This is a genomic window from Curtobacterium sp. NPDC087082, from assembly GCF_044745045.1.
Taxonomy (GTDB): domain Bacteria; phylum Actinomycetota; class Actinomycetes; order Actinomycetales; family Microbacteriaceae; genus Curtobacterium.
In genome coordinates this window covers 175,082-202,076 of sequence record NZ_JBIUZN010000004.1, presented here as the reverse complement: position 1 = coordinate 202,076, position 26,995 = coordinate 175,082, and the positions used below count along the sequence as shown (strand labels likewise).

The window sequence follows — 26,995 nt, the reverse complement described above, 5'->3', positions numbered from 1 at the left end:
GCGCGTCCGCACTCACCGCAGAAGATGGCTCCGTCCGGGAGCGTCGATCCGCAGTGTTCGCATCTGATCACGTGTTCCGCCTGTCCTCACTCGGCCGTCCACGACGCTCGCCGGCCTGCACGCCATCGTAGTCGCGCCCCCCAGCGGCTCCCTGGCCACCTGTGGAGCGTCGGCCCCGGGCGGTCACCGCGGAGGCGACCGATGCCCGCGCAGACCGCGAGGCGTCGACGACGCGGAGCGAGCGCAGCGACACCGCCGCGCGGATCCGTTCCTTGCGGGTCCGACCGGCCCGCAGGCTCGTGATCGCGTCGTCCGTCGCCGACCACATCCGGTCGGCAGCGGTGCCGTCGGCCTCGCTCGGCCCGAAGACGGACCGGTCGGCCAACGCCGCGAGTCCGGTGCCGCCCTCCCCCGGAGCTCCCACGACGGCCTCGCGGCGGGTCGCCGCCCGAGCGACGTCGTGACCCCGGTCGACCAGGGCGTCGCGGTACTCGTCCCACGCCCCGACGATCCGGGCACGTGGCGTCGGGGCTCGGCGCCGGCGACGACGACGGATCCGCTTGAGCAGCACGATGACGCCGAACGGCAGCAGCACGAGCGCGGCGAGCCCCAGCACCCCGAGGGCCCACGGCAGCACGGCGAGCAGGATCTGCAACCAGAGCGGCTGCACCGGCGGCGTGTTGCGGTCGCTCTGCGGCGGCGCCTGCTGCGACTGGTCCTGCTGCTCGGCCGGGGGCGGCGGCACGACCGTCTCCGGGCGCGTGACCGGCTGCGGCGTCTGCTGCTGCTCGTCCGGGATCTCACGGACGGCGGGGTTCGGGTCGATCATGACCCACCCCCACTGCGCCGTGTCGACCTCGACCCGCGCGGTGACGTCGGACCCGCGGAACGTCGTCGTCCCGCCCGAGGTCGCGCTCCGGCCCGCTCCGCCGCCCGCGTCGCCGCCGGCGGTGAACCCCAGGACCACGCGCGCCGGGAAGCCGAGCTGGTCCGCCATCAGCGCCGCCGCGGCGGCGTACTGCTCCTGGTCGCCGATCATCAGCGGCGACGTCAGGAGTTCCTGGATGCGATCGGCACCGTGCCCGGAACGACTCGCTCGGTCGTCGCCGACGCCGTGGCTGACGTACCCGTTGCGCTTGAGCGCCTGCACCATCGCCACGAGCTTGGCGCCGTCGGTGTCGGCATCGCCGGCGTAGGTGTCCACGGTGTCCCGCACCGCGTCGGGGACCGACCGCGGCGTCGGCACCGAGGCCCTCCCCGGGCGTGCGGACGCGAGCTGCTCGTCCGTCGGTTGGTCCGGCACGACGGCGGTCAGGTCGTACCGGGTGCCGTCACCGACGCCACCGACGACCGCTCCGGTCGCGGTGGAGCCGTTGTAGAAGAACGCGCCGCGCTCCTTCTCGGCGCCGGACCCGGTGAACTCGACCCGTTCGAGGTCGCCCACCGTCGGCAGCCACACCCCGCTGTACCCGTCGACCCGGACACCGACGCGCACGGTCGTCCCCTCGACGCCCCGGACGTCGACCGAGGTCGGGACGCGCTCGAAGGTCCCGGACGCCGTCGATCCGTCCGACCCGCCGACGCGGTAGACGACCCCGTCGTAGGTGTCGAGCGTGGCGATCCGGACGAACCCGTTCTCCGGCAGCCCCGTGACCGTGAGCTGCGGCGTGTTCGACGCGGTGTCCTCCTCGTAGGCGCGGAAGCCGCTGAGCGGACTGACGTAGTCCCGCGGGTCGAACGGCTTCACCACGTCGGTCCGGGCGACGGTGCGGCCGACGGACGGCGGTGCGACGAGCCCCAGTCCGGTCGCGACGACCGCCGCGGCGACGATGGTCCCCGTCCCGACGAGCGCCGGCCGGATCACCGAACGCGCCACCGGCACCCGGGACCCGATGGTCGTCGCGACGGCCACGGCACGCCGTGCGTGCCGCACCGTCAGCGCCCACACCAGCGCGATCCCGGTGAGCGCGACGGCCGTCACGACCGACGTGTCGAGCCGACCGGGTCCGACGACCACACCGGCCGCGAAGACCACCAGCGCCGGGATGCTGGCGAGTTCCTGCCTGGAGGCGCGGGTCGCCACGCTCACGCCGGTCACCGTGGCGACGAGCAACGTCGCGAAGTACGGCACGAGCAACGACTCGTAGGAGCCGACCGGCAGGCTGATGGTCACCAGCTGCTTCCAGCCGAGGGCGACGCCGGCGAACAGGTCGACGAGTCCCTGGCCGGTCGGCAGGATCCCGTTCGCCTCGCCCGGCACCGCTGCCGGTACGCCGGTGAGGGCGAACGCCGCGACCGTGGCGACGGCGACGACCGCGGTCGGCAGCCGGAACACCGTGCCCAGGAGCGCGACGAGCGTGCCGAACACCACCGCGGTGACGGCGGCGACGATCATCGCGTCGTCGCGGTAGACGGGCCACCAGGCGACGCTCGCGACGGCGAGGACCAGCCACACGGCGAGCGTGCCACCCACGAGCCGGAAGGGCGAGAGGCGGCGAGCGACACGGCGGGCATCGCGCCGGACCGTCTTCCGTGCCCGGGTGTCCGGGCCCGCTGCGACGCTCATGCGGCCGACGCCGATCGGTGCAGCGCGTGGCGGAGGTCGTCGAGGTAGCCGATCGTCATCACCGTCAGGCCCGCCACACGCAGGAACCGGGGCTGGGCCTCGGGCTCGCAGATCACGGCGACGACCTCGACGCCGACCGGGAACCGCGTGGCGGCCAATCGCAGCGCCGGCAACTCGACCGTCGAGCCGACCACCAGGAAGGCCACGGAGATGCCCGCGGTGTCGGTGCCGACGATGCGCGCGACCTCGGCGATCGGCAGGCAGGCGTCGGCGAGTCCGACGGACGCGAAGTCGTCGAGCAGGCGGGTGGGCGTCACGGTGGGCAGCGGGTGCACGGCGTACACGGGGCGCTTGGCGAACTCCGGCGTCCGCTCCGACACCACCACGGTGACCTCGCGGCCGTCGCGGATCGCGCGTGCGCCGAGCGACGCTGCCGCGCTCACCGCGAGCTCGAACTCCTCGTCGTCGGCGAACTCCGCACGCGAGAGGCCGAGGGCGACCACGAGGTGCGACCGCCGGGTGTCCTCGAACTGCCGCACCATCAGCGCACCGGACTTCGCCGTGGACTTCCAGTGGATCGTGCGGGGATCGTCACCGGGCATGTACTCCCGGATGGCGTGGAAGGCGATGTCGGACGGCGACAGGTCGGTCGTCGCCTGCCCCTCGAGGTCCCGCACCAGGCCGGTGCTCGTCGACGGGATCGCGATCGTCCGCGGGTGCACGATGACCTGCTCCCGGGCCGTCCAGACGATCTCGCGCCGGACCAGGCCGACCGGGTCCGCTCGCACACCGGTCACCGGACCGACGTCGAGCACGCCGCGCCGGACCGTCGGCACCGGGACCTCGCGCTCGAACGTGCCGCGCGGGCCGATCGACGGGATCGCCACGTCCACCAGCCCGGACCCGACCGGCACCTCGACCGTCGTCGGGACCGAGGGGAACCGCACCGGGTTCTCCGCCGTGACCACCACGCCGGCGGCATCGCCCACCGCCACCCGGTGCTGCGGCAGGCGCATCCGGATCACGAGCCGAGAACGGCCGATGAGCGCGACCGCAGCGACGACGACGAGGAGCGCCCCCGCGAAGCCCACGACGACGACCTCGCGCAGGCCGAACCGGTAGCCGAGCACGAACGCGACCAGCGTGAGCGCCGCGACCGTCCACCCGAGGCCGGTGACCACGGACGAGACCTCTGCCCACCCACGCTTGACGAGCCTCCAGGCCGTCGACCAGGCCCTGGCGAGACCGACGACCGCGTCCGCTGCCACGCCGTCCCGGTCGCCCACCAGGCGCGTCCGGACGTTCGTGAGGCCGGCGACCGTCCCGGTGCGCTCGTAGGCCGTCGAGCCGCGACGCGACCGCGTCGAGGACGGACGGCGCGAGCGCGTCGAGACGGGCCGGCGGTCGGTCACGACCCGGCCCGGTCCGCCGGCGGCGGGGTCTCGACCAGCAGCTGTGCGATGACGCTCGTGGCGCTGACGCCGTCGAACTCCGCCTCGGCGTCGAGGACCAGGCGGTGCGCGAGGATCGGCACCGCGAGTGCCTTCACGTCGTCCGGCGTGACGTAGTGGCGCCCGGCCAACGCCGCGAAGACGCGGGAGGCGCGCATGAGGCCCATCGCACCGCGGACGCTGACGCCGAGCCGGACCTCGCTCGCCGAGCGGGTCGCGTCGACCAGTCGGGCCACGTAGTCGGCGATGACCGGGTCGACGTGGACCGAGCGCGCCAGCGTCGCCATCTCGGTGATCGTGGCCGCGGGCACGACACTCGCGAGCGGCACCGAACTCGACGGCGCCGACGACGTCTCGAGGATCTTCACCGTCGCGGCGTGGTCCGGGTACCCGATCGACGCCTTCATGAGGAAGCGGTCGAGCTGGGCCTCCGGCAGGCGGTACGTGCCGGCCTGCTCGACGGGGTTCTGGGTCGCGATCACCATGAACGGCGCCGCGAGTCGGTGGTTCACGCCGTCGACCGTGACGGCGGACTCCTCCATCGCCTCGAGCAGTGCCGACTGGGTCTTCGGGCTCGCACGGTTGATCTCGTCAGCCAGCACGATGTTCGAGAAGATCGGGCCCCGGTGGAAGTCGAACTCCTGGGTCTTCTGGTCGTAGACGCTGATGCCCGTGATGTCGCCCGGCAGCAGGTCCGGCGTGAACTGGATGCGGTTCGTCGAGCCCTGCACGCTCTGGGCCATCGCCCGCGCCAGGCTCGTCTTGCCCGTGCCGGGGACGTCCTCGAGCAGGAGGTGCCCCTCGCTGAGCATCGCCGTGACCGCGAGGCGGATCACGAACGTCTTCCCGAGGAGCACCTGCTCGACGTTGGTCACGATGCGGCCTGCGACGTCGGCGAACCAGGTGGCCTGCTCCGGGGTCATGCTCATGCGGTGTCGTTCCTCGTTCTCGGGGATGGTCAGTTGCCGTCGGGGGAAGTGATCGGGCGAGCGCTACTGGGCAGCGTAGGGCGTGTCCCGTGAGTTGCTCAGTTGCCCGCCGCGTTTCCGGAGTCAGCGGGCGCCGGAGCGACGGCCGCCAACGGTGAGTAGTCGCCGTTCGTCGTCAGCGTCCCGTTGTCGTTGAAGGTCACCTCTGCGCGGACTCGGACCGACTTCGCGGTGAAGAGCAGATCGTCCGGCGGCTGTGGAGCGGCAGCACCCGCGTCCCACGAGTCCGTCCGCGGGAAGCCGCTGCCGTCGTCGGTCGAGTACCAGTAGGCGGTGTACCGCACGGACACCGCCGAGGACGTCGGCCCGCTCACCGTGATCGGCTTGGTCAGCTGCGCGCTCGTCACCGAGGACGTCGCGTCGAGCGCGGCGATGTTCGCGGTGTACGAGGAGCCGTCGTCCGTCGTGCAGAAGTTCGAGCCGGGGCTCCCGCACGCGCGCAGTGTCATCGCGACCGCGACGTTCCGGGCACCGTCACCGGGCACCCCGCTCCACCGTTGTCCGGGCTGCAGCGTGATCGGAGCGCCGCCCACCTCCAGCTGGTAATGGTCGACCGGGGTCGTCGGAGCGGCGACGACCACGTCCGGGGTCGAGGAGCTGTCCGACGTGAGGAACACCGCAGGGGTCGAGGTACCCGAAGGACGTTCGTACGTCTGGGTGGTCGTCGTCTGCGCGTTGCAGAAGTAGCCGTTCCAGACGGTCACCGAGTAGGTCGCCGTCCCGCCGCCGACGCCGGAGTCACTCGCGGGACTCGTCTGGCCGAGCGAGCCTCGGGCGGTGCAGTCGCTCTGCGCGCCACGGAACGCGTTGTAGGAGCCGCTCGTCCCGCCGGCGAGGTCGGCGGCGCTCCACGTGACGGTGACCGACGACTTGCCGTCCCGGTCCGGGTTCTTCCCCGCCACGGCGGAGACGTTGGTCGGTTTGCCCGGCACGCCCACGGCGGAGCCGGTCGCCGAAGCCGAGTTCCACTGCACCACGGTCCCGTTGCGGTCGGCGCCGTTCCGGGCGGACACCGTCACCGTGTACTGCGCCCCGCTCTGCGCCCCCGTGAAGGACGTGTTCGTGGCCGTGCCCGTGCTGCGGGTCGTCGACAGGTCCGGCCCCTCGATCGAGACGACGTAGTTGTCCACGGCGCTGCCGTTGTTCGGCGCCGCGACCGCGTTCCAGGTCACGTCGAGCTGGTTCGGCGTGCTCTTGCTCGGGGTGACGCTGATGCCGGTGGGCGGCGCGGGGACGAAGTCGGCGCTGATCGGCGCGGAGTTCGCGGAGGCGGCCGAGTCGCCGACGGCGTTCGTGGCCACGACGGAGAACTGGTACGAGCCCTTCGGGTCGAGCCCCTTGATCGTGCAGACCGTCGCCGTACCGCAGTCCTTCGACACCCCGTTCGTACCCTGCAGTCGGTAGCCGGTGATGGGTGAGTTGTTCGCCTGCGGCGTCGACCACGTCAGTGTCGCCTGCCCGCCTTCGTACGAGCCGGTGCGGGTGGGGGCCCCCGGAGCGTCCGGAACGTCCTGCACCGAGATCGTCACGTCGCCCCACACGTACCGGTCCGGATCGTCGGTGGCGTCGGCGACCTGGTACTGCAGGTGCGTGTCGACGGGCTTCGCACTGTCGGAGACACTGACCTGCAGCCGCGACTTGTCGGCGCTCGGCGTGACGGTCACGCCGCCGGGAAGCCCACCGCCGAGGCCGCGGATGTTCACGACGCGCAACCGCTGGCCAGGGAACGGGTTCGTGGGCTGGTCGTTGGCGAGGACGTCGATCGTGGTCGTCTGGCCACGCTTCGTGACCGACTTGTCCGCCCCCGGCTGCACGAGCGGCCGCGTCGAGGCGACGACGTCGACGCTCACGACCCCGGACCGGCCGGCGTTGGCGTCGTCGGCGACCCCGATGCCGATCGAGGCGGTCGTGTTCTTCTTCGCGGTGTCGGCGACCTTGATCGTCAGGTTCTGCCCGCTGATCGTGGCGGTGGTGCCGTCGCTCGGCTTGCTGACGACGGAGTACTTGAGCTCGGGGAGGTCCTGCGGGTACGGGTAGTCGGTCAGCTTGCTGAGGTCGATCGTGCGCGACTCCCCCGGCTGCATGTCGACGGCGGAGCCGGTGAACGCCGGCGGCTGGTTGGACCGGGGCGTGACCTTGACCGGCAGCACGAGCGTCGCGACGCGTCCCTTGCCGCCGTTGGCGTTCGAGCCATCGGTGACCTCGAACGAGATGGAGGCGTTGCCGTAGTAGAGCTTCGACGAGGTGAACTGCAGCGTCGAGGAGTCGACGACGAGGCTCTGCCCGTTCGCGTGCGTCGCCTTCACCGTGCCGCGGTCGGTGATCTTCGCGGTCTGCCCGTTCGCGGTGACCACGTACTTCGACAGCGGGATCCGGACCGTCGCCTCACTCTTCACCGTGATGGCACCGGCGGTCCGGTTGACCTGCGGCAGGGCGTCGTCGAAGCCGGGCACGTGGATGAACCCGTAGGAGACGATGTCCGGGTGGTCGACGCGGGCGACCGAGAACGGGATCACCTGCGAGTCGTCGGAGAGCCGGACGACGATGCGCCCGTCGTCGGTGGTGCGGGCGTTGTCGCCGTAGCCGTCGACGACCCCGACCTTCAGGTCGGCCGTGGTCCCCTCGGCGAAGAAGACGTTCTCGAGGACGTCGACCGTGACGCTCTGCCGGTGCAGGATGTCCTGCAGGTCGAGCGTGGTGTCGTCGACCTCGGGCCGCAGCGGCTGGGCGTCGGGGTCGACCGTGACGGTGAGGAAGGCCGTGCTCGCCCCGCCGTTCTCGTTCGTCACCGTGTAGAGCACCGCGTAGTCGCCGTTCTTCGCGGTCTTCGGCGGTGTGACCCGGATCTGCTGCTTCTGCAGGATCTTGGCGGAGACCGACTCGGCGGTGGGCTCGGCCTTCGTGACGGTGAGCTGCCCACCCTCGGGGTCGGAGTCGTTCTGCAGGACCCGCACGGTCACCGAGCCGCCGGGCCGGATGGTCACGTGGTCGGCTTCGGCGACGGGGTTCGACGCCTGTTCCGCGCGGGGCGCGATGCCGACACGCACGGTGCCGGTCGCACGGGCGCCGAGCGCGTCGACGACCGTGTACGTGAACTCGTCGGTGCCGGCGGAGTAGTCGCCGGCCTCGTACGTCAGCGAGTCGGACGACACGTCGGCGACGGAGCCCTTGTCGGGGTTCGACGCGACACCGACGAGCTGCACCGAGTCACCGTCGGGGTCGATCCCGTTCAACGGGATGGACACCCGGACGGACTGCCCGGCCACGACCCGCGCGGTCACCGTCTGCGGGACGGGCGGGTTGTTCGTCGCGGCGTCCTGCTCGCGCACCGAGATCGAGACGGTCGCGTCGGCGTACTGGCCGTCGGGCCCGGCGACCCGGTACACGGCGGTGTAGTTGCCCGGGGTCTTCGGGGCGAGGTACCGCAGGTGGTCGCCCGAGACGAACAGCAGGCCACCGTCGCCGGGGACGTTCTGCACGAGGTCGGGCTGCAGCGTGAGCGGCTCCCCCTCGGGCTGGGTGTCGTTGTCGAGCACGTCGATGTTCGCCACGTCGCCGACCCGCACGGTCGCGGTGTCCGGCTGCGCCACGGGCGGCTGGATCCGGTCCGGCTTGGGGATCTCGACGACCGTGATCGTGCCGGTCGCCGAGGCGAGTCCGTTCGTCTCGGTGTAGCCGAAGGAGACCGGACCGTCGAGCGGCGCGGTGAGCGTGACCCGGACGGTGTGCTGGTCGAGGATGCTCGCCTCGACGCCGGAACCACGGCCCGGACCGTCGAGCGCGGTCACGAGCAGCACGCCGCCGGCCGGGTCGATGTCGGTGGCGGTGACGTCGGTGTCCTTCGTCGACAGGGTGTTGACGAACACGGTCTTCGGCGTCGTGATCGGCGCGGTCGAGGCGTCCGGCGGGGCGAGGATCGTGACGCGCACTATGCCGCTCGTCGTCTTCGTGCCGTCGGTCACGGTGTACTCGAGCTGGTGGTCCCCCGCGCCGGCGCCCTGCACGCGGAACGTGCCGGAGTCGTAGCTCGGGGTGACGGTGAGGCCGGTCGACGACGACACGCTCGTGAGCGTGACGGTGCCGTTCCCGCCGCGGACGTGGTCGAGCGGGTCCACCGTGAACGCCTTGCCCGCGTACCCCTGCACGGGGAACGGGTCGGCGTAGAGCGGCACGCTCCCCTGCTTCGCCACGTGGACCGTGACCGAGCCCCGACCGTCCGCACGCCCGTCGCTCACGACGAGCTGCACGGCGCGGTCACCGGTCCGCGCGCTCGCGTTCCGGTAGTCGAGCAGCCCGTCGGGCGTCGTCGACACGCGGTCCCCGTCGGCCGCGGTCGCCGACTTGAGGTACACCGGGTCGCCGTCGGGGTCGACCCAGTCGCCGAGCACGTTCGAGACGACGTGCCCGTTCTGCACGACGTCGGCCGAGGTGTCGCGGACCTGTCGGGGCGGGTCGTTCTCGGAGTCGGGGCGGACGGTCACCCGGACGGTGGCGGTGTCCGACCCGCCGTTGCCGTCCGTGATCGTGTACGGGAAGGAGACGGTCCCGGTGGCGCGGCCGGACAGCGTGATCTGGAGGCGCTGGCCGTCGCCGACGATCGCGACGTCGCCGACGGCGTCGTCGATCTTCCCGACCTCGCTCACGACGATCGGGTCGCCGTTCGGGTCGTAGTCGTTCAGCAGGACCGGGAGGCTCGTGGTGCGTCCCGGACGAGCGCCCAGGTCGTCGTCGACCGCCACCGGCGGCTTCTGGTCCTTCTCGACCTCGGGGTCGTCGTCGGACACCTGCTCCTGCTGCTGGTCCTCGTCCTTCTTGATGAGGTCGGCCCAGTTGTCGATGAGCTGTCCGCTCCGGTCGATCGCCCAGGAGCGCCCGCTCTGCGGGTCGTTCGCGACGACCGTCTCGCCGTTGTGCAGGATCTGCAGGTCCCCGGTGCCCGCGGTGCTCGCGAGTCGCTGCAGCCCGGACCCCTTGCAGGTGTCGATCGCCTGCCCGCCGGCCCACGCCGCGTACGTGCAGGAGCCGACGACCATCGGTCGTGCAGCACGACCGGAGACCTGCATCGCAGTGCTGCTGACGTCGCCGGATGCCGAGACACGGACGAGTCCGGCGGTGCCGGCGACGACGACCTCGGACGAGCTGTCCGTCGAGTGCTGCAGGGCGGGCGCACTGCCGACGCGGTCACCGAGGTCGACCGTGCGACCGTCCACCGACATCCGGCCCGAGCTGCGGTCGAGCACGGCGAGGTGGTCGCCGAAGGACGCGACCTGGAAGTCGTCGGCGCGGTCCATCTTCACCGTCCACCGCTTCGCGACCGTCGGCGTGGTGCCGACGTCGACGAGTGCGGCGGTGCCGGTCTTCGGCGAGTACACGGCGACGTGGTCGTCCGAGGCGTCGAAGACGGCGTCGGCGCCGAGCGTCAGGTCGGCCTTCGTCGACGCGTCGAACTCGCCGAGGTCCTTCGCCGGGGTCGCCCAGAGCTCGCCGGTGTCCCCGTTGCCGATGACCGCCGTGGAACCCGCGAAGAAGACCTGCGGCGTCCCGGCCGGCAGCGTGACCGGGTCGGCCACCGTGGCGTCGGCCACGTCGACCTTCGCGACCGTGCCCTTCGTCTCGTCGACGCTGTAGACCGTGGAGCCGCGCTGCAGGACGGACAGGTCGTCGCTCGCGGTCTCGACGGCGGTGTTGAGCTGCAGGACCCCGGTGTTCGCCCGGCCGACCGCACCGTACTCGGCGGACGGCACCCACACTGTGCCGTCACCGAGGTCGACCCGCTGCGTGTGGTACCCGGTCGACGCGATGGCCGCGGTGGCGACGACCGCGCCGACGACGACCGAGGCGCCGACCGTCACCGCTGCGGACCGGTGCTTGGCGAGGAACGCCCGGATCACCCGGCGCTCCCGATCGTGGCGCACTTCTGGGCGCTCGCGACCCCGGTCTTGCCGTCGCGGTTGACCGCGACGGCGATGCACTCCTCGTCGCCCTTCTGACCCGAGACGACGAAGCTGGTGCCGGTCTGCTGGCTCGCCGCACCGTTCGACGAGATGACGTAGGTGTCCCCCGTGCGCAGGCCCGGGTCGGCCCAGGTGAAGGTCACGGACGACGGGGACGGCTCGGCGCGCACGTCGGCGACCACCGGGATCGCGCCGGAGCCGAGGCGACCGATGACGAGCACGGTGGCGACGGCGAGTGCGGCGACCACCACGACCGCGATCGAGGTCGCCCAGACCAACGTCGACCGTGTGCGGCGGCGGGCGCGCGTGACGGAGCCGGTGCGGTGGACGGTGCCGACGCTCTGCGCTGCGGCCCCCGCCGATCCGCCCTGCAGCGCCTTGCGCGTGCGACGACGTGCACCCACGCGGGTGGGGGGCTGGAGCTCGCGGATCATCGTCCGGTCACCGTGCGGGGTCGGCGTCGCGACGGCCCACGCCTCGACCGCGACGTCCGCCGAGGTCTGCGGGATGCCGAGCTCGGCCTCGACCTGCTGGAACCCACGGACGAGCTCCATGACGGTGGACGGCCGACCGGCGACCTTGCGCGACATCGCGGATGCGAGCAGCCGCTCGAGCGACGGCGGGACGTCGGTCCGCCCGGTGGGCTTCACACCGCCCTTGTCGATGCGCCCCATGAGGTCGGCCGCGCCGTTCTTGCCGCCTCGGACCTCGAAGGGGCTCCGGCCCGCGAGCAGGGAGAAGACCGTCGCCGCCAGCGAGTAGACCTCGGACTGGATCGTGCCGCGGGACTCGTCGATGAGCACCTCGGGCGCGGACCACGGGATCGACATGCCGATCGGCTCGTCGGGGTCGGCCTCGCCGATGGTCGCCGCGATGCCGAAGTCGGACAGCACCGGGTTGCCGTACGCCGTGAGCAGGATGTTCGACGGCTTGATGTCGCGGTGCAGCACGCCTTCGCGGTGCGCGGTCTCGAGCGCGGATCCGATGCGGATGCCGATCGCGAGGACCTCGGACACGGGGATCGGCTCGCGGCGGTACCGCTCGCTGAGGGATGACGAGCAGAGCTCCATCACCAGGTACGGGCGGCCGTCGGAGGCCACGCTCGCCTGGAACACCGTGAGGATCGACGGGTGCGTGCTGAGTCGCGCCATCAGGTTCGCCTCGGCCTGGAACATCTGCCGGACGCGGTCGTCCACGACCTCGTCGAGCAGGACCTTCACGGCGACCTGCCGGCGCGGCATGTCCTGCTCGTAGAGGAAGACGTCCGCGAAGCCACCGGAACCGAGGACGTGCACGGGGCTGAAGCCCGCGATGACGGGCGGGGTGGACGGCAGGCGTCGCGCCATCGTCCCCTCCTCCCCGGCCGAGCGGCCAGCTCTCTCGTCACGGCCATGCCATTGTACGAACCGTGGGTGACCGACATTCCGCACACTGCGCGCAGCCCGAGGTCACCCGTCCCCCAGTTCGGGGGGCACTCAGTGCCGCGGCAGCGTGTCCTCCACGTCGCCGTCGTCCGGGGCGTCGTCCACCTGGAGGACGACGACCGTCACGTTGTCCCGACCGCCCGCGACGACCGCGTCGCCCACCAGACGCTCGGCGAGGTCCTGCGCCGCCGGCACGCGTGCGGCGATCCGGGCGATCCCGGCGTCGCCGAGTTCCTTCGTGAGCCCGTCCGAGCACACGATGTACCGGTCCCCCGCACGGAGCGGCAGGGTCCACCAGTCCGGCTCCGGCGGTTCGCCGAAGCCCACGGCCCGTGTGATCACGTTGCTGTCCGGGTGCCGCTCGGCATCCTCGGCCCGGAGGAGGCCGGCGTCGACCATCTCCTGCACGACCGAGTGGTCGACGGTGACGCGTCGGAGGACGCCGCCCTCGATCCGGTAGGTCCGGGAGTCGCCGACGTTGAAGACGAGCGCGGCCGGCTGTCCCTGCGCGGCGACGAGCGCGATGCCGGTGACGGTCGTCCCGGCGCCGATCGCGTTGCCGCCCGCTGCGCGCTCGATGTCGGCGGTGGCGAGCAGCAGCGCCCGCTGGATGGACTGCCGCGTCGTGAACGCGCTCTCCGTCGCCTGCTCGAGGCGGCGGACCACGGCATCGCTCGCACGGTCGCCCGCGAGGTGGCCGCCCATCCCGTCGGCGACGACGAAGAACGGCGCCCCGACGATGTAGCTGTCCTCGTTGTGGTCACGGCGCCGACCGACGTCGGTCGCGGCTCCCCACGAGAGCGTCAGGGTGGCGCCGTCGGCACCGGGGACGTCGATGGCGTGCGCAGTCGCTGCTCGGCCGAGTTCGGTCACGTTTCAGGATCGCTCTCTGGGGGTTCGGGGCGTGCCGGCGGGTGGGTCGGTCGGCCACGTGGGAAGGGGTGGGAGGTCCCTCGACGACGGTGCGACCCGCAGGTGTGGCGAGAGGACCTCGATCACGTTGCCGTCACCGATCTCGACAACCGTACCCGTCAGCACGACGTTCGACGCACCCGCCGGCATCCGGAACGGTGCCGACCCGGCGGGCCGCACGACGGTCCCGTTGGTGGACCGGAGGTCGTCGACCACGGCGGCTTCGCCCTCGGCGTGCAGCATCACGTGCGACGACGACACCTGGCCGCTCGACGACGGGACGGACACCAGTTCGGGAGCCGGACCGCGCAGGATCCGCGGCAGCGCGGGCCGCCGGCCGACGATGACGGGGTGGTCGAGTCGGATGACGCGGTCGCCGATCCGCACGGACGGCACCCTGGTCGTCGGTGCGGGGACGTCGGACGGGAGGCGCGGCTCGCCCCCGACGGGCGTCCCGCCCTGGGTGGTGGGGTGCGTCCGGGCCCCGACCACGGTGTCGTCGATCGAGCTGCCCTCCGGGCGCGGCGCGCGACCGGGCCGCAGCACCGTGTCGTCGAGGGAACCGGTCGCCGGAGCGACCCGCGCACCCGGCACGGGCGGCACCGGACGGATCACCGTGTCGTCGACGTCCTGCGCTTCCGAGACGCCGTGCACCACCGGCGCGGGCGGCAACGGCGGCACCGGACGGATCACCGTGTCGTCGGCCGAGTCGGTGGCCGGAGCGCCCGGGACTCGGAATGCGTCGGGGACAGGCGGGACCGGACGGATCACGGTGTCGCCCAACAGGTCGTCCACCGACGCGTGCACCGGTTCGTGGGACGCGGCGGCGCGGGGTCGACGGACGACCGTGTCGTCGATGTCGTCGTCGCGCACCCGAGCCCTCCAAGCGTGGTCGAGACAACCGTAGACGATCCTGTCCGCCGACCGTCATCCTCGGTCCCACGCGGGACCGCTCCCCGCCCGGACCGAGCGCAGCACCAGGCCCGCCAACGGATCGTCCGCCCGGGTGTCGAGGGCGTGCTGCGCCCGCGTCTGCGCCCGCGCGGCGGACCCGAGCGCCCAGGAGCACCACGCTGCGACGGCCAACGCCCCCGCGGCGCCGGCAGCCGAGTCGGCCGACGGGTCCTCCGCACGCCAGTGCCGCCAGGCATCGGCGCACCGGTCACCCGCGGTCCGGAGTCGCGCTCGGTCCGGCTCGGGACCGAACCCGCACAACGCCGGCGGTGTCGGATCGGAGAAGGGGTCGAAGGCGGTCACCGCGCGGGGTTCGATCGGCCCGGGCGCGGCGAGGAACCGGATCACCGCGAGCCGGGTCGACAGTGCCCCGCACGCCGTGACGACGGCGATCGACGCACCACGCGACGATGGTGCGTCGCCGGGCGCGACGAGGGCCGCGCAGGCGGCGGGGAGGGTGACGGCGGCCGCGATCTCGCGCGGGTAGCGCACTGCGGCGTCGGGGTGGCTTCGTGTCGTGACGGGGATCATGCACGTCATCGAAACGCACGCCGCGCCTCCTGGACCCGCCGTCGTGGGCACCTGTGGAACGCGACCCGCCTCACCCGTCCTGTGGAGGACGAGCGGGGCGGGACCGGGATCAGACCGTCGCGGGCTCGAGGCTCTCCGCGACGAGGTCCCACGAGCCGTCGTGCTCCTCGAGGACGACGCCGAGCGCGCGGGCCCAGTCGAGCAGCTCGGCCGTCGTCGTGACCGCCGCGCCCGTCCGGGCGAGGAGCGCGACCAGGCGGCCCTTCGCGGTCTTGTTCCAGTGGTTCAACGCCTTGCGCCGACCGGAACCGTCGACGCTCACGACGCGCGGGACGACCGCGCCGGCGACGGGCCCGAGTTGCCGGTACCCCTCGGAACGCAGGTCGAGCACGAGCCCGTCCGCCGTGTGCGCCGCGAGCACCCGCGCGGACGGCTCCGGCCAGTGCGACGCGAGCCGGACGGACCCGAGCCGCGAGTCGTGGGAGAGCCGGTAGGCCGGGATGCGATCGCCGCCGCGGACGGGGCCGAACATCGCGGACTGCACGACCACGTGCTCGAACCACCACGCACGCGTCGCAGCGTCCGCGTCGAGGGAGCCGAGCGGGTCGTAGAGCACACCCGTGTACCGGTCGATCGCCGGCATCGTGCCCGACGTGTCGAGCTCGAGGTTGCGGAACCGCTCCCCGATCGACTTCGGGCCGAGCTTCAGGGCCGTCCGGGCCGAGGACTCCTCGGAACTGACGGAACGGGCCGCGGTGATCACCGCGGCCCGTTCAGCAGCCAGTTCCGGGAACGACAGCGCACGCAGGTCGAGCGTGCGGTCCGTGTCCCCGCCCTCCCGCTTCGTCTCCGAAGGCGGGAGGAGGACGGTCAGTCCGGTCAGGACGCCAGCGCGGCCTGCCGCGCCACGATCGTGACCGTGTCGTGCTCGACCGACAGGAAGCCGTCCTCGGCGTCCGCCGCCACCGTCGAGCCGTCGGCTCGGGTGATGCGGACCTGTCCCTGCGCGAGGGTCGCGAGCAGCGGCTCGTGTCCCGCGAGGATACCGATCTGGCCCTCCGTCGTGCGAGCGACGACCATGGTGGCGTCGCCCGACCAGACCTCACGGTCGGCCGAGACGACGCTCACGGTGAGTGCCGCCATGTCAGCGGTTCTCCTTCTGGATCTGCGCCCACTTCTCTTCGACGTCGTTGATGCCACCGACGTTGAAGAAGGCCTGCACGGCCACGTGGTCGAACTCGCCGTCGGCGATGGCGCGGAAGGACTCGATGGTGTCCTTCAGCGGAACGGTCGAACCCTCGACGCCCGTGAACTTCTTCGCCATGTACGTGTTCTGCGAGAGGAACTGCTGGATACGACGAGCGCGCTCGACCGTGATCTTGTCCTCTTCGGAGAGCTCGTCGACACCGAGGATGGCGATGATCTCCTGCAGTTCCTTGTTCTTCTGGAGGATCTGCTTGACGCGCGTGGCCGTCTCGTAGTGGTCGGCACCCAGGTAACGGGGGTCCATGATCCGCGAGGTCGACGTCAGCGGGTCGATCGCCGGGTAGAGACCCTGCGAAGCGATCTCACGCGACAGCTCGGTCGTGGCGTCGAGGTGCGCGAACGTGGTCGCCGGCGCCGGGTCGGTGTAGTCGTCAGCCGGCACGTAGATCGCCTGCAGCGAGGTGATCGAGTGACCACGCGTCGAGGTGATGCGCTCCTGGAGCACACCCATCTCGTCGGCGAGGTTGGGCTGGTAGCCCACCGCGGACGGCATGCGACCGAGCAGCGTGGAGACCTCGGAGCCGGCCTGCGTGAAGCGGAAGATGTTGTCGATGAAGAGGAGCACGTCCTGCTTCTGGACATCGCGGAAGTACTCCGCCATCGTCAGCGCCGACAGGGCCACGCGCAGACGCGTTCCCGGCGGCTCGTCCATCTGGCCGAACACGAGGGCGGTCTTGTCGAAGACGCCCGCCTCTTCCATCTCGCCGATGAGGTCGTTGCCCTCACGGGTGCGCTCGCCGACACCGGCGAACACCGACACACCACCGTGGTCCTGCGCGACGCGCTGGATCATCTCCTGGATGAGGACCGTCTTGCCGACGCCCGCACCACCGAAGAGGCCGATCTTGCCACCCTGCACGTACGGGGTGAGGAGGTCGATCGACTTGATGCCGGTCTCGAACATGGAGGTCTTCGACTCGAGCTGGTCGAAGGCCGGGGCCTTGCGGTGGATCGGCCAGCGCTCGGTGATCTCGAGCTTCTCGTCGGTGTTGAGCACGTTGCCCAGCACGTCGAAGACCTTGCCCTTGGTGACGTCGCCGACGGGGACCGAGATCGGAGCGCCCGAGTCACGGACCTCCTGGCCACGGACCAGACCGTCGGTCGGCTTCAGGGAGATGGCGCGGACGAGGTCGTCGCCGAGGTGCTGCGCGACCTCGAGGCCGATCTCCTGCGACGAGTCACCGATGGTGATGGTCGTGAACAGGAGGTTGTACATCTCGGGGATGGCGTCGTGCGGGAACTCGATGTCGACGACGGGGCCCGTGACACGGGCGATCCGGCCGACACCGGGCGCCGACGACGTCTCGACCGCGGTGGTTGCGGTGTCGGTCATGGCTGGTGCCTTCCTGAGGGTGGGTAACTGTCCGCGAACGACGCGGACTACTTCTTCTTCGACGAGAGGGCGTCGGCGCCGCCGACGATCTCGGAGATCTGCTGGGTGATCTCGGCCTGTCGGGCGTTGTTCGCGAGACGCGTGAAGTCGCGGATGAGCGAGTCGGCGTTGTCGCTCGCCGCCTTCATCGCCTTCTGCCGGGCGGCGTGCTCGGAAGCAGCCGACTGCAGCATGGCGTTGAAGATGCGGCTCTCGATGTAGACCGGGAGCAGCGCGTCGAGCACCGCGTCAGCGTCCGGCTCGAACTCGTAGAGCGGGAGCGGCTCGTCGTTCGACGGCGCCTCGACCCCCTCGACGACCTCGAGCGGGAGCAGCCGGACGACCTGCGGCTCCTGCGTGGCGAGGCTCAGGAAGCGGTTGAAGACGATGTGGATCTCGTCCACGCCACCCTCGGCCGTGTCCTGCAGGAACTTCGCCACGACGGCGTCACCGATCGACTTCGCGGTCGAGAACTCCGGCTGGTCGGTGTTGCCGACCCACTGCTGCTCCGACGCGCGCTCACGGAACGCGAAGTACCCGACGGACTTGCGCCCGACCAGGTAGAACACGACGTCCTTGCCCTCGCTGCGGAGCAGGGAGGCGAGCTCCTCGCCCTGCTTGAGGACGTTCGTGCTGAACGCACCGTTCAGCCCGCGGTCCGACGTGAACAGCACGACGGCTGCACGCGTCGACGACTCCGGCTCGGTGGTCAGCACGTGGTCGACGTTCGAGAACGTCGCCACGGCCGACACCGCGCGCGTCACGGCCCGCGAGTACGGACCCGACGCGGCCATGCGGGCCTGCGCCTTCTGGATCCGCGACGCCGAGATCAACTCCATCGCGCGAGTGACCTTCTTCGTGGTCTTCGCGGACTTGATTCGCTGTCGGTAGACCCGGACCTGCGCTGCCATCTAGCGACGACCCTTGACGATCTGCTCCTGGTCGACGTCGTCGGCCGAGGCGGCCTCGAACTGCTCGGACCCGAGCGTCTTGCCGTCGCTCGTCTGGAAGCTCTTGGAGAACTCGTCGATCTGCTTGGTCATCTCGGCGACGGTGTCGTCGCTGAGCTGGTTCGTCTCGCGGAGCGTCGTCAGGACGTCCGAGTTGCGACGCAGGTGGTCGAGCAGCTCCGACTCGAAGCGCAGGACGTCGGCCACGGGGACCTCGTCGAGCTTGCCGTTCGTGCCGGCCCAGATCGAGACGACCTGCTCCTCGACCGGGTACGGCGAGTACTGCGGCTGCTTGAGGAGCTCGGTCAGACGGGCACCGCGCTCCAGCTGACGACGCGACGCCTGGTCGAGGTCGGACGCGAACATCGCGAAGGCCTCGAGCGAGCGGTACTGCGCGAGCTCGAGCTTGAGCGTGCCGGAGACCTTCTTGATCGACTTGACCTGCGCGTCACCACCGACGCGGGACACCGAGATGCCCACGTCGACGGCCGGACGCTGGTTCGCGTTGAACAGGTCCGACTGCAGGAAGATCTGGCCGTCGGTGATGGAGATGACGTTGGTCGGGATGTACGCCGAGACGTCGTTCGCCTTCGTCTCGATGATCGGGAGACCCGTCATCGAACCGGCGCCGAGCTCGTCGGACAGCTTTGCGCAACGCTCCAGCAGGCGGGAGTGCAGGTAGAAGACGTCACCCGGGTAGGCCTCGCGGCCCGGCGGACGACGCAGGAGGAGCGACACCGCACGGTAGGCCTCGGCCTGCTTCGACAGGTCGTCGAAGATGATCAGGACGTGCTTGCCCTGGTACATCCAGTGCTGGCCGATGGCCGAGCCGGTGTACGGGGCGAGGTACTTGAAGCCGGCCGGGTCGGAGGCCGGGGCGGCGACGATGGTGGTGTACTCCATCGCGCCGGCGTCCTCGAGCGCACCCTTGACGGAGGCGATCGTGGAGCCCTTCTGACCGATGGCGACGTAGATGCAGCGGACCTGCTTGTCCTCGTCGCCCGACTCCCAGTTGGCCTTCTGGTTGATGATCGTGTCGATCGCGATGGCCGTCTTGCCGGTCTGGCGGTCGCCGATGATCAGCTGACGCTGACCGCGGCCGACGGGGATCATCGCGTCGATGGCCTTGATGCCGGTCTGGAGCGGCTCGTGCACCGACTTGCGGGACATGACGCCGGGCGCCTGCAGCTCGAGGGCACGACGACCCTCGGCCGGGATCTCGCCGAGACCGTCGATCGGGGCGCCGAGCGGGTCGACGACGCGACCGAGGAAGCCGTCGCCGACGGGAGCCGAGAGGACCTCGCCCGTGCGGGTGACTTCCTGGCCCTCTTCGACACCGGCGAACTCGCCGAGCACGATGGCGCCGATCTCGTCCTCGTCGAGGTTCTGCGCGAGGCCGAGGGTGCCGTCCTCGAAGCGGATGAGCTCGTTCGCCATGACGCCGGGGAGGCCCTCGACGTGCGCGATGCCGTCGCCGGCGTCGATGACGTGCCCGACCTCGGCCGTGGAGGCCTTCGTCGGCTCGTAGTTCGAGACGAAGTCCTTCAGGGCATCACGGATCTCATCGGGGCTGATGGTGATGTCTGCCATGGGATTTTCCTTGTTGGTTTCCGGGGCCCTTCGGCTCCGAGAGGGTGACGCTGCCTGACTCGGCAGTTCCCGTTGTGGACTTGGGAGGAGCGGCTTCGACGGTACGCCTAGCCGGCGAGCTGGAGCCGGAGCTCCGAGAGCCGCGTGGACACGGTGCCGTCGATGACGTCGCCGCCGATCTGCACCCGGACCCCGCCGACGACCGAGGGGTCGACCACGTGGTTGATGCTGATGCCCTTGCCGTGCTGCTCCGCGAGGGCACGGGCGACGCGAGCCGCCTGGCCGTCCGTGAGCGGCGTCGCGGTGATGACCGTCGCGACGAGCTTGCCGGCCTGCTCGGCCACGATGCGCGAGGCGTCGCGGACGAGTTCACCGATGCGACGACCACGCGGCTGCTGCACCAGGTGCGACAGGATCACGATGGTCTGCTCCGATGCCTTGCCGCCGAGCAGCCGCTCGACGAGGGCGCTCTTCTCCGACGGGCTGCCGAGCTTGGTGCCCAGCGCCAGCTCGAGGTCGGCGTCCGAACGGACGGCGGTCTCGAAGGAGAACAGTTCGGCTTCGATCGGCGTGCCGGACGCTGCCGTGGCGGCGACGGCGCGGATGCCCGCGTCCTCGATGCCGACGAGCAGGTCCTGGTGCGAGGACCAGCGCGAGCCGGCCACCGCGGTCAGGACCGCACGCGTCGCGGCCGACTGGCCGGCGAAGACGCGGTCGAGGACCACCTTCTTGCCGGCCGGGTCGGCCGTCGGGTCGGACAGCAGACCGAGCAGCTGCGGCGCACCGGCGATCGCACGCCCTGCGGCGAGGATCTCGGCACCGGCGGCGAGGTCGGCCGCACCGCCGAGGTCGGCGAGCACCGCCCTCGTCGACGCCAGTGCTTCCCTGGTGGCGCTGCGCATGCTCAGCGCTCCCCGGCCGACGATGCCGACGAACCCTGCGAGGCTTCGAGGTCAGCGAGGAACCGGTCCACGACCGCGGTCGACTTGGCGTCGTCCTTGAGCGACTCCCCGATCACGCCGGAGGCGAGGTCGAGGGCGAGGGTGCCCACCTCGGTCCGGAGCGACTGGAGCGCGCTCTGACGCTCGGCCTCGATCTGGGCCTGCGCGTTGGCGGTGATGCGTGCTGCATCGGCCTGCGCCTGCTCGCGGAGCTCGTTGCCGATCGCGTTGGCGTCGGAACGGGCCTGCTCACGGATGCGCGATGCCTCGGCACGGGCCTCGGCGAGCTGCTTGTTGTACTCGTCGAGCGCGGCAGCGGCCTGCTCCTGAGCAGCCTCCGCCTTCTTGATGCCACCCTCGATGGCCTCGGTGCGCTCGTCGAGCATCTTCGTGATCCGCGGGATGATGACCCGCCAGAAGACCAGCAGGATGACGACGAACGCCACCGCGGACCACACGATGTCGTACAGCGGCGGTACGAGGGGATTGTGCGTCTCCTCGGCCGCGATGATGAGTGCGTTCTGCATCGAGAGGCCTTAGTTGGTGAAGATGAAGTACGTCGCGATACCGATGAAGGCGAGGGCCTCGGTGAAGGCGATACCGATGTACATGAGGGTCGTCAGGCGGCCCTGGAGCTCCGGCTGGCGAGCGACGGACTCGATCGTCTTGCCGACGACGATGCCCACGCCGATGGCCGGGCCGATCGCCGCGAGGCCGTAGCCCACCGTCGCGATGTTGCCGGAGATTTCCGCGAGAACGGTCGTTGCGTCCACGTGTTTTCCTTTCAGGATGCGGCCCGGCGGATGCCGTGCCGTATTGGGGGTCAGTTCAGGTCGTTGGTCAGTGCTCGTCAGCCAGCGCGAGCTGGATGTACACAGCGGTCAGCAGCATGAAGACGTACGCCTGCAGCAGCGCGACCAGGATCTCGAAGAAACTGAACGCGATGCCGAACGCGAGCGTCCCGACTCCGAACGCCTTGAAACCGAGCGAGGCGTCGAAGAAGAAGAACTGCGTGGCAGCGAAGAAGAGGACGAGCAGCAGGTGGCCGACGACCATGTTCATCAGGAGTCGCAGGGTCAGCGTCACCGGACGGAGCACGAAGGTCGAGACGAGCTCGATCGGCGTCACGATGATGTACAGGTACCACGGGACCCCAGGCGGGAACAGCGAGTTCCGGAGGAAGGTGCCCGGGTGCTTGCGCAGACCCGCGTAGATGAACGCCACGTAGGCGACGATCGCGAGGATCATCGGGTACGCGATACGGCTGGTGCCCTGCAGGTTGAGCCCCGGGATCAGACCCGTGAGGTTCAGGAACAGCACGGAGAAGAAGATCGTGGCCAGCAGCGGGAGGAACCGCTTGCCGTCCTTCTCACCCAGGTTGTCGAAGGTGTTCCGACGGACGACGTCGAACGCGTACTCGATGAGCGCCTGGCCGCGGCCGGGGACGAGCTTGAGCGAACGGGTCCCGATGATGCCGATCAGCAGCAGGACCGCGACGGCGATGAACCGGATGATGACGAGTCGGTCGATCTCGAAGGGCGTCCCGGCGAAGAAGATCGCATCCGGGAAGAACTCGTTGATCGACGGACCATGGAACTCGGCGGCCTTGCTGCTCCCCGCCGCAACGGTGTTACCCGCAGCGGTGAGGGACAGGGGAAGAGCGTGGGATAGCAGCGCTGTCTCCTGTGTCGGCGCGCGCACGCATGGCACGCGATGGTGGACGTTGTGGAGGCTCGTCCGCTCCGAGCAATGCTCCGGACGCGGACTCCGAGAAGCCTATCAGGTGCGAGAGGCTTCCCGGGCTCTCAGTTGCGGGGCGCGTCCTTCTCAGGAGACGCGGAGTCTCCGGGAAGGCTGACCCCGATCGGGATCCGGGCCTTCGCGACCGCGACCACGTCGATCACGAGCGAGCCGACGACACCGACGATGATCGCGATCGCGAGCACCGGGAAGTCCACCCAGGCGCGGTCGCGCAGCAGGACGAGCACGACGATGAACACGACGAACTTGAGCAGCCACGTGCCCATCACGATCCCGAAGAACGCGCCGGAGATCATCTGCCCCTTGGAGACGCGCAGCGCCACCAGCACGCTCACAGCGGTCAGCCCGAGGAACACGACGCTGAGGACGGCTCCGAGCAGGCCACCGGCGAGCCCGGGACCGCCGGCGACGAGCAGCCCGACGACTCCCCCGACGACGGCGAGTCCGACGGCCAGGAGCGCGCCCCAGGTGATGATGCGGCGGAACACCGGCCGGACGTGGTCGAGCGCGTTCGGTGCGGTCACGAGTTGTCTCCTGGGATCGAGCGGTCGTTGGCGGCCCGGTCGAGCGGGTCGAGGCTGGCGTCCACCACGGCGGTGGACCGGGTGGCGACCTGTGCGGCGAACTCGGCGCGTTTGCGGCCGAGCGGGGCGAAGGTGGCAACGGCGCAGACGATGAAGCCGACGGCGACGAAGACGACCACCCAGTACCAGTCCACGAAGAGGAACAGCAGGCAGCCGATCGCCACGGTGGCCGTCCACGCGTAGAAGATGAGCACGGCGTGGAAGTGCGAGTGCCCCATGTCCAGCAGGCGGTGGTGCAGGTGCTTCCGGTCGGCCGAGAACGGCGACTTGCCCGCACTGAGCCGACGCGTGACCGCGAGCCCGAAGTCGAGGATCGGCACGATGAGGATCGCGAACGGCAGCAGGATCGGGATGAACGCCGGCAGCAGCGCCTGGCGTGTCTGCACCGCAGCCGGGTCGATGTTGCCCGTGACCGAGACCGCGCTGGTGGCCATCAGGAAGCCCACGAGCAGGGCGCCGGCATCCCCCATGAAGAGCTTCGCGGGGTGCCAGTTGAGGATGAGGAAGCCGAAGCAGGCACCGACGAGCACGGCGGTGAGCAGTGACGGCAGGTTGAAGAAGAACTCCGTCTGCACGACCACGCGGTTGATGAAGAACGTGTAGAGGAAGAACACGCCGCCGGCGATGATCGCCACCCCGGCGACGAGGCCGTCGAGGCCGTCGATGAAGTTCACCGCGTTCATGACGAGCACCACCGCCAGCACGGTGAAGATCAGGCTCATGTAGGACGACCCGACCCCGAGGGTGTTGCCGATCGGCAGCGACACGATCGCCACGCCCTGCCAGGCGAGGATCCCCGCCGCGATGATCTGCCCCGCGAGCTTCGTCATCCAGTCGAGGTCCCAGATGTCGTCGGCGACGCCGAGGACCACGATGATGGTCGCTCCCCCGAGCACCGCCAGCACACGACCCGGCTCGGAGAACACCAACCGGAAGTAGTCGGTACCGGCGATCGACGGGAAGAGGAACCACGCCGCGAGCAGGGACACGATGACGCCGATGTACATCGCGATGCCGCCGAGCCGGGGCGTCGGCGTGCGGTGCACGTCCCGCTCACGGACCTTCGGGTACCACTTGTACTTCAGCCCCAGCTTCCAGACGATCCAGCTGACGCAGAAGCTCACCACGGCCGCGATGGCCCCGGCGAGCAGGTAGTACTTCATCCGACGAGGTCGGCTCCGACGACCCTGGTGATCTCCTCGTCCGGGATCACACCGTGGCGGACGATCCGGAGCTTGCCGCCGTCGGAGAGCCCCGTGGCGTCGACGATCGTCGAACCGGTCGACTCCGCGAACCCCTCGTGCGGCTCGAGCGAGCCCCCGTCGAGGTACACCGCGACGCTGTCGCCGAGCATCGCCTCGGCCTGGTCGGCGTCCATCGCGGCCGGGTCCCCCGTGGTGTTCGCCGAGGACACCGCGAGCGGACCGACCTCCTGCAGGAGTTCGAGCGCGATCCGCGAGTCCGGCATCCGGAGCGCCACGGTGCCCCGTGTCTCGCCGAGGTCCCAGTCGAGGGACGGCTGCGCACGGAGGATCACGGTGAGGCCGCCGGGCCAGAACTCATCGACGAGGTCGCGCACCTGCTGCGGGATGTCGCTCGCGAGTGCGTCCAGGGTCGGCGGTCCGGGGATGAGCACCGGCGGCGGCGACTGCCGGGTGCGTCCTTTCGCGTCGAGCAGTCGCTGGACGGCGGTCGCGCTGAAGGCGTCCGCGGCCACGCCGTAGACGGTGTCGGTGGGGACCACGACGAGCTCTCCGCGCCCGAGTGCGGCACGTGCGAGCCGCATCCCGGTCAGGAGCCCGTCGGAGTCGGTGCAGTCGTATCGGGATGCCATGACTCGACGATGATAGTGCGACACAATGGGTGGCATCGTGAACGAGTCCCCTGCGCCCCGCCTCCTGTTCCTCTTCGACATGGACGAGGTCCTCGTCCGGTACGACTGGCAGGTGCGGATGGCCGCACTCGCCGAGTTCACCGGGCACGAGTTCGCGGAGCTCCGTCGCCGCTGGTGGGACTGCGGCAACGAGCAGCGCGCTGAGGCCGGCGGGTACGCCGACGGCGACGAGTACCTCGCCGCCTTCGCCGAGGCCATGGGCTGCGACGTCCCCGAGACCGAGTGGGCGCGGATCCGCGGCGCCGCGATGACCGAGCTGCCCGACCGGATCGAGGCGGTGCGCGTCGCGAGCGAGCACGGTCGCGTCGGCCTCCTGACGAACAACGGGCCGCTGGCCGGCCGGTGGATCCACCGCTGGGCGCCGTCCCTCGCGCCCGTCTTCGGCGAGCACCTCGACACCACGAGCAACTTCGGGGCGCGCAAGCCCGAGCCGGAGGTCTACCGGCGCGCGCTCGAGCACCACGACGTGCCCGCCGAGCGCACGTTCTTCGCGGACGACATGCCGATCAACGTCGAGGGCGCGCAGAGTGTCGGCATCCACGCGGTGCTCGTCGAGGAGCACACCGACCTGCGCGAAGCCGTCCTCGCCTTCGTCGCGGAACAGCACGCCGCCGCGCCCGTCGCGGAGCAGCCAGACCGCGCGAACGTCCCATCACGCGTGCGGTAGGAAGCAGAAACGTGCGTACCGGGCAGGAACGAACGACCAGGTACGCGCGGAACGGCCCGCCATGCGCGGAACGGCACCGACTCACGGCGGCGGGCTGACCGGCGGAGGTGATCCGCGCCTCCGGGCCCGGACCGCTGCGCGATCCTTCCCATCACGCGTGCGGTAGGAAGCGGAATCGCGCCTACCGGGCAGGAACGGACGACCAGGTACGCGCGGAACCGCCCACCATGCGCGGAGCGGCCCACAGGACCACGCACGCACACCGCCCAGGAGGCGCGGCTCGACCCCGCCTAGCGCGTCGCCGTGGTCGTGCGGTCGCGTCCCGTCAGGTCGACGTGCGTCTCCGGGGAACGGAACCCCCGGCGCGCCAGGACCTCGCGCACGCCGGCGCCCTGCGGCTCGGCGTGCTCGATGACGAGGACTCCCCCGGGGACGAGCAGGCGCCACGCGGTGTCGGCCAGGGCACGCACCGCGTCGAGTCCGTCCGGACCGCCGTAGAGCGCCACGGCCGGGTCGTGGTCGCGGACCTCGGGGTCGATCGGCACCGCGTCGTCGGGCACGTACGGCGGGTTCGAGACGACGACCGACACCGTGCCGTCGAGCTCGGGCAGTGCGTCGGCGAGGTCGCCCTCGACGAGGCGGACCGTCCCGCCGTACGCGTCGATGTTGCGCCGCGTCCACGGGAGCGCCTCGGGCGACCGTTCGACCGCGTACACGACCGCGTTCGGCACCTCGGTGTCCATGGCGATGGCGATCGCACCGCTGCCGGACCCGAGGTCGACGGCGACCGGCGACGGCACGGGCACCGCGCGGAGTGCGTCGATGCCGAACTGCACGACGCCCTCGGTCTCGGGCCGCGGGACGAACACGCCGGGGCCGACGGCCAGGGTCAGCGCCCGGAAGTACGCCTCGCCGGTGATGTGCTGGAGCGGCTCGCGGGTGACGCGGCGGGCGACGGCGTGCCGGAAGCGCTCGACGTGCTCGGCGGCGATCGCGCCGCCGGTCATCGCCCGGGCCTGCACGGCGCCGCGCGAGGTGTCGGTCGCCCAGGCGAGCAACAGCTCGGCGTCCACCTGCGGGGTCGGGACGCCGGCCGCGTCGAACGCCGCGACCGCCTCGCGCAGGAGGCGGTCCGCGGCGAACGCGACGGGCGTGTCGGAGGCGGGTCGCGCCTCCAGGCCGTCCGAGG

22 protein-coding genes and 1 pseudogene are annotated in these 26,995 nt (G+C 70.9%); 1 reads left to right on the top strand and 22 read right to left on the bottom strand.

Features of this window, described 5'->3' with window-relative positions:
• Nucleotides 1-2 precede the first annotated feature (2 nt).
• The 21 genes and pseudogenes from ACIPEP_RS12260 to ACIPEP_RS12160 form a co-directional block, all read right to left on the bottom strand.
• A pseudogene (locus ACIPEP_RS12260) lies at nucleotides 3-71 on the bottom strand (zinc-ribbon domain-containing protein); the annotation flags it as partial.
• Nucleotides 68-2,566, bottom strand: coding sequence for a transglutaminaseTgpA domain-containing protein (locus ACIPEP_RS12255; RefSeq protein WP_402717421.1), 2,499 nt, complete (start codon nucleotides 2,564-2,566; stop codon nucleotides 68-70). The gene ACIPEP_RS12255 and the pseudogene ACIPEP_RS12260, both read right to left, overlap by 4 nt.
• Nucleotides 2,563-3,978, bottom strand: coding sequence for a DUF58 domain-containing protein (locus tag ACIPEP_RS12250; protein ID WP_083294951.1), 1,416 nt, complete (start codon nucleotides 3,976-3,978; stop codon nucleotides 2,563-2,565). Before ACIPEP_RS12250 ends, ACIPEP_RS12255 begins: the two co-directional genes overlap by 4 nt.
• A complete protein-coding gene (locus ACIPEP_RS12245; RefSeq protein ID WP_070416281.1) occupies nucleotides 3,975-4,946 on the bottom strand; it encodes a MoxR family ATPase in 972 nt (323 codons plus the stop codon). The genes ACIPEP_RS12250 and ACIPEP_RS12245 overlap by 4 nt, the downstream gene beginning before the upstream one ends.
• 98 nt (nucleotides 4,947-5,044) lie before the next feature.
• Nucleotides 5,045-10,897 (bottom strand): Ig-like domain-containing protein, encoded by a 5,853-nt coding sequence (locus ACIPEP_RS12240; RefSeq protein ID WP_402717420.1) that lies wholly within the window; start codon nucleotides 10,895-10,897, stop codon nucleotides 5,045-5,047.
• Entirely contained in the window at nucleotides 10,894-12,306 is a 1,413-nt protein-coding gene (locus tag ACIPEP_RS12235) for a serine/threonine-protein kinase (protein WP_071296246.1), read from the bottom strand. The genes ACIPEP_RS12240 and ACIPEP_RS12235 overlap by 4 nt, the downstream gene beginning before the upstream one ends.
• Nucleotides 12,307-12,435: 129 nt before the next feature.
• Nucleotides 12,436-13,257, bottom strand: coding sequence for a PP2C family serine/threonine-protein phosphatase (locus ACIPEP_RS12230; RefSeq protein WP_070416284.1), 822 nt, complete (start codon nucleotides 13,255-13,257; stop codon nucleotides 12,436-12,438).
• 3 nt (nucleotides 13,258-13,260) lie between these two features.
• On the bottom strand, nucleotides 13,261-14,169 hold the full coding sequence (locus ACIPEP_RS12225) for a hypothetical protein (RefSeq protein ID WP_402717419.1): 909 nt from the start codon (nucleotides 14,167-14,169) through the stop codon (nucleotides 13,261-13,263).
• A 54-nt stretch (nucleotides 14,170-14,223) separates the two neighbouring features.
• A complete protein-coding gene (locus ACIPEP_RS12220; RefSeq protein ID WP_309779703.1) occupies nucleotides 14,224-14,781 on the bottom strand; it encodes a hypothetical protein in 558 nt (185 codons plus the stop codon).
• Between the two features lie 109 nt (nucleotides 14,782-14,890).
• Nucleotides 14,891-15,655: a YaaA family protein gene (locus ACIPEP_RS12215; protein ID WP_402717535.1), complete on the bottom strand. Its 765-nt coding sequence runs from the start codon at nucleotides 15,653-15,655 to the stop codon at nucleotides 14,891-14,893.
• A 5-nt stretch (nucleotides 15,656-15,660) separates the two neighbouring features.
• The gene (locus tag ACIPEP_RS12210) at nucleotides 15,661-15,924 is read right to left on the bottom strand and encodes a F0F1 ATP synthase subunit epsilon (RefSeq protein WP_022905458.1); all 264 of its coding nucleotides are present in this window, start codon (nucleotides 15,922-15,924) and stop codon (nucleotides 15,661-15,663) included.
• A 1-nt stretch (nucleotide 15,925) separates the two neighbouring features.
• Complete coding sequence (atpD, locus tag ACIPEP_RS12205) at nucleotides 15,926-17,380, bottom strand: F0F1 ATP synthase subunit beta (protein ID WP_022905457.1); 1,455 nt, start codon at nucleotides 17,378-17,380, stop codon at nucleotides 15,926-15,928.
• A 47-nt stretch (nucleotides 17,381-17,427) separates the two neighbouring features.
• Nucleotides 17,428-18,330: a F0F1 ATP synthase subunit gamma gene (locus tag ACIPEP_RS12200; RefSeq protein ID WP_071296243.1), complete on the bottom strand. Its 903-nt coding sequence runs from the start codon at nucleotides 18,328-18,330 to the stop codon at nucleotides 17,428-17,430.
• Entirely contained in the window at nucleotides 18,331-19,959 is a 1,629-nt protein-coding gene (gene atpA / locus ACIPEP_RS12195) for a F0F1 ATP synthase subunit alpha (RefSeq protein ID WP_070416289.1), read from the bottom strand.
• Nucleotides 19,960-20,066: 107 nt separating this feature from the next.
• Nucleotides 20,067-20,861, bottom strand: a complete 795-nt coding sequence (locus tag ACIPEP_RS12190) for a F0F1 ATP synthase subunit delta (RefSeq protein ID WP_070416290.1) — start codon at nucleotides 20,859-20,861, stop codon at nucleotides 20,067-20,069.
• A gap of 2 nt (nucleotides 20,862-20,863) precedes the next feature.
• On the bottom strand, nucleotides 20,864-21,427 hold the full coding sequence (locus ACIPEP_RS12185) for a F0F1 ATP synthase subunit B (protein WP_070416291.1): 564 nt from the start codon (nucleotides 21,425-21,427) through the stop codon (nucleotides 20,864-20,866).
• A gap of 9 nt (nucleotides 21,428-21,436) precedes the next feature.
• A complete protein-coding gene (atpE, locus tag ACIPEP_RS12180) occupies nucleotides 21,437-21,673 on the bottom strand; it encodes an ATP synthase F0 subunit C (RefSeq protein WP_070416292.1) in 237 nt (78 codons plus the stop codon).
• Nucleotides 21,674-21,740: 67 nt separating this feature from the next.
• Nucleotides 21,741-22,601, bottom strand: coding sequence for a F0F1 ATP synthase subunit A (atpB, locus tag ACIPEP_RS12175; RefSeq protein WP_374115161.1), 861 nt, complete (start codon nucleotides 22,599-22,601; stop codon nucleotides 21,741-21,743).
• Between the two features lie 104 nt (nucleotides 22,602-22,705).
• Complete coding sequence (locus tag ACIPEP_RS12170; RefSeq protein WP_229085036.1) at nucleotides 22,706-23,185, bottom strand: hypothetical protein; 480 nt, start codon at nucleotides 23,183-23,185, stop codon at nucleotides 22,706-22,708.
• The gene (locus tag ACIPEP_RS12165; RefSeq protein ID WP_070416293.1) at nucleotides 23,182-24,408 is read right to left on the bottom strand and encodes an MraY family glycosyltransferase; all 1,227 of its coding nucleotides are present in this window, start codon (nucleotides 24,406-24,408) and stop codon (nucleotides 23,182-23,184) included. Before ACIPEP_RS12165 ends, ACIPEP_RS12170 begins: the two co-directional genes overlap by 4 nt.
• Nucleotides 24,405-25,079 (bottom strand): L-threonylcarbamoyladenylate synthase, encoded by a 675-nt coding sequence (locus ACIPEP_RS12160; protein ID WP_402717418.1) that lies wholly within the window; start codon nucleotides 25,077-25,079, stop codon nucleotides 24,405-24,407. Before ACIPEP_RS12160 ends, ACIPEP_RS12165 begins: the two co-directional genes overlap by 4 nt.
• 37 nt (nucleotides 25,080-25,116) lie before the next feature.
• On the opposite strand from ACIPEP_RS12160, the gene ACIPEP_RS12155 reads away from it, so the two are divergent.
• The gene (locus ACIPEP_RS12155) at nucleotides 25,117-25,806 is read left to right on the top strand and encodes an HAD family hydrolase (protein ID WP_402717417.1); all 690 of its coding nucleotides are present in this window, start codon (nucleotides 25,117-25,119) and stop codon (nucleotides 25,804-25,806) included.
• A 290-nt stretch (nucleotides 25,807-26,096) separates the two neighbouring features.
• Here the strand turns inward: ACIPEP_RS12155 and prmC are convergent, their stop codons facing one another.
• Nucleotides 26,097-26,984, bottom strand: coding sequence for a peptide chain release factor N(5)-glutamine methyltransferase (gene prmC / locus ACIPEP_RS12150; RefSeq protein WP_402717534.1), 888 nt, complete (start codon nucleotides 26,982-26,984; stop codon nucleotides 26,097-26,099).
• Between the last annotated feature and the right edge of the window lie 11 nt (nucleotides 26,985-26,995).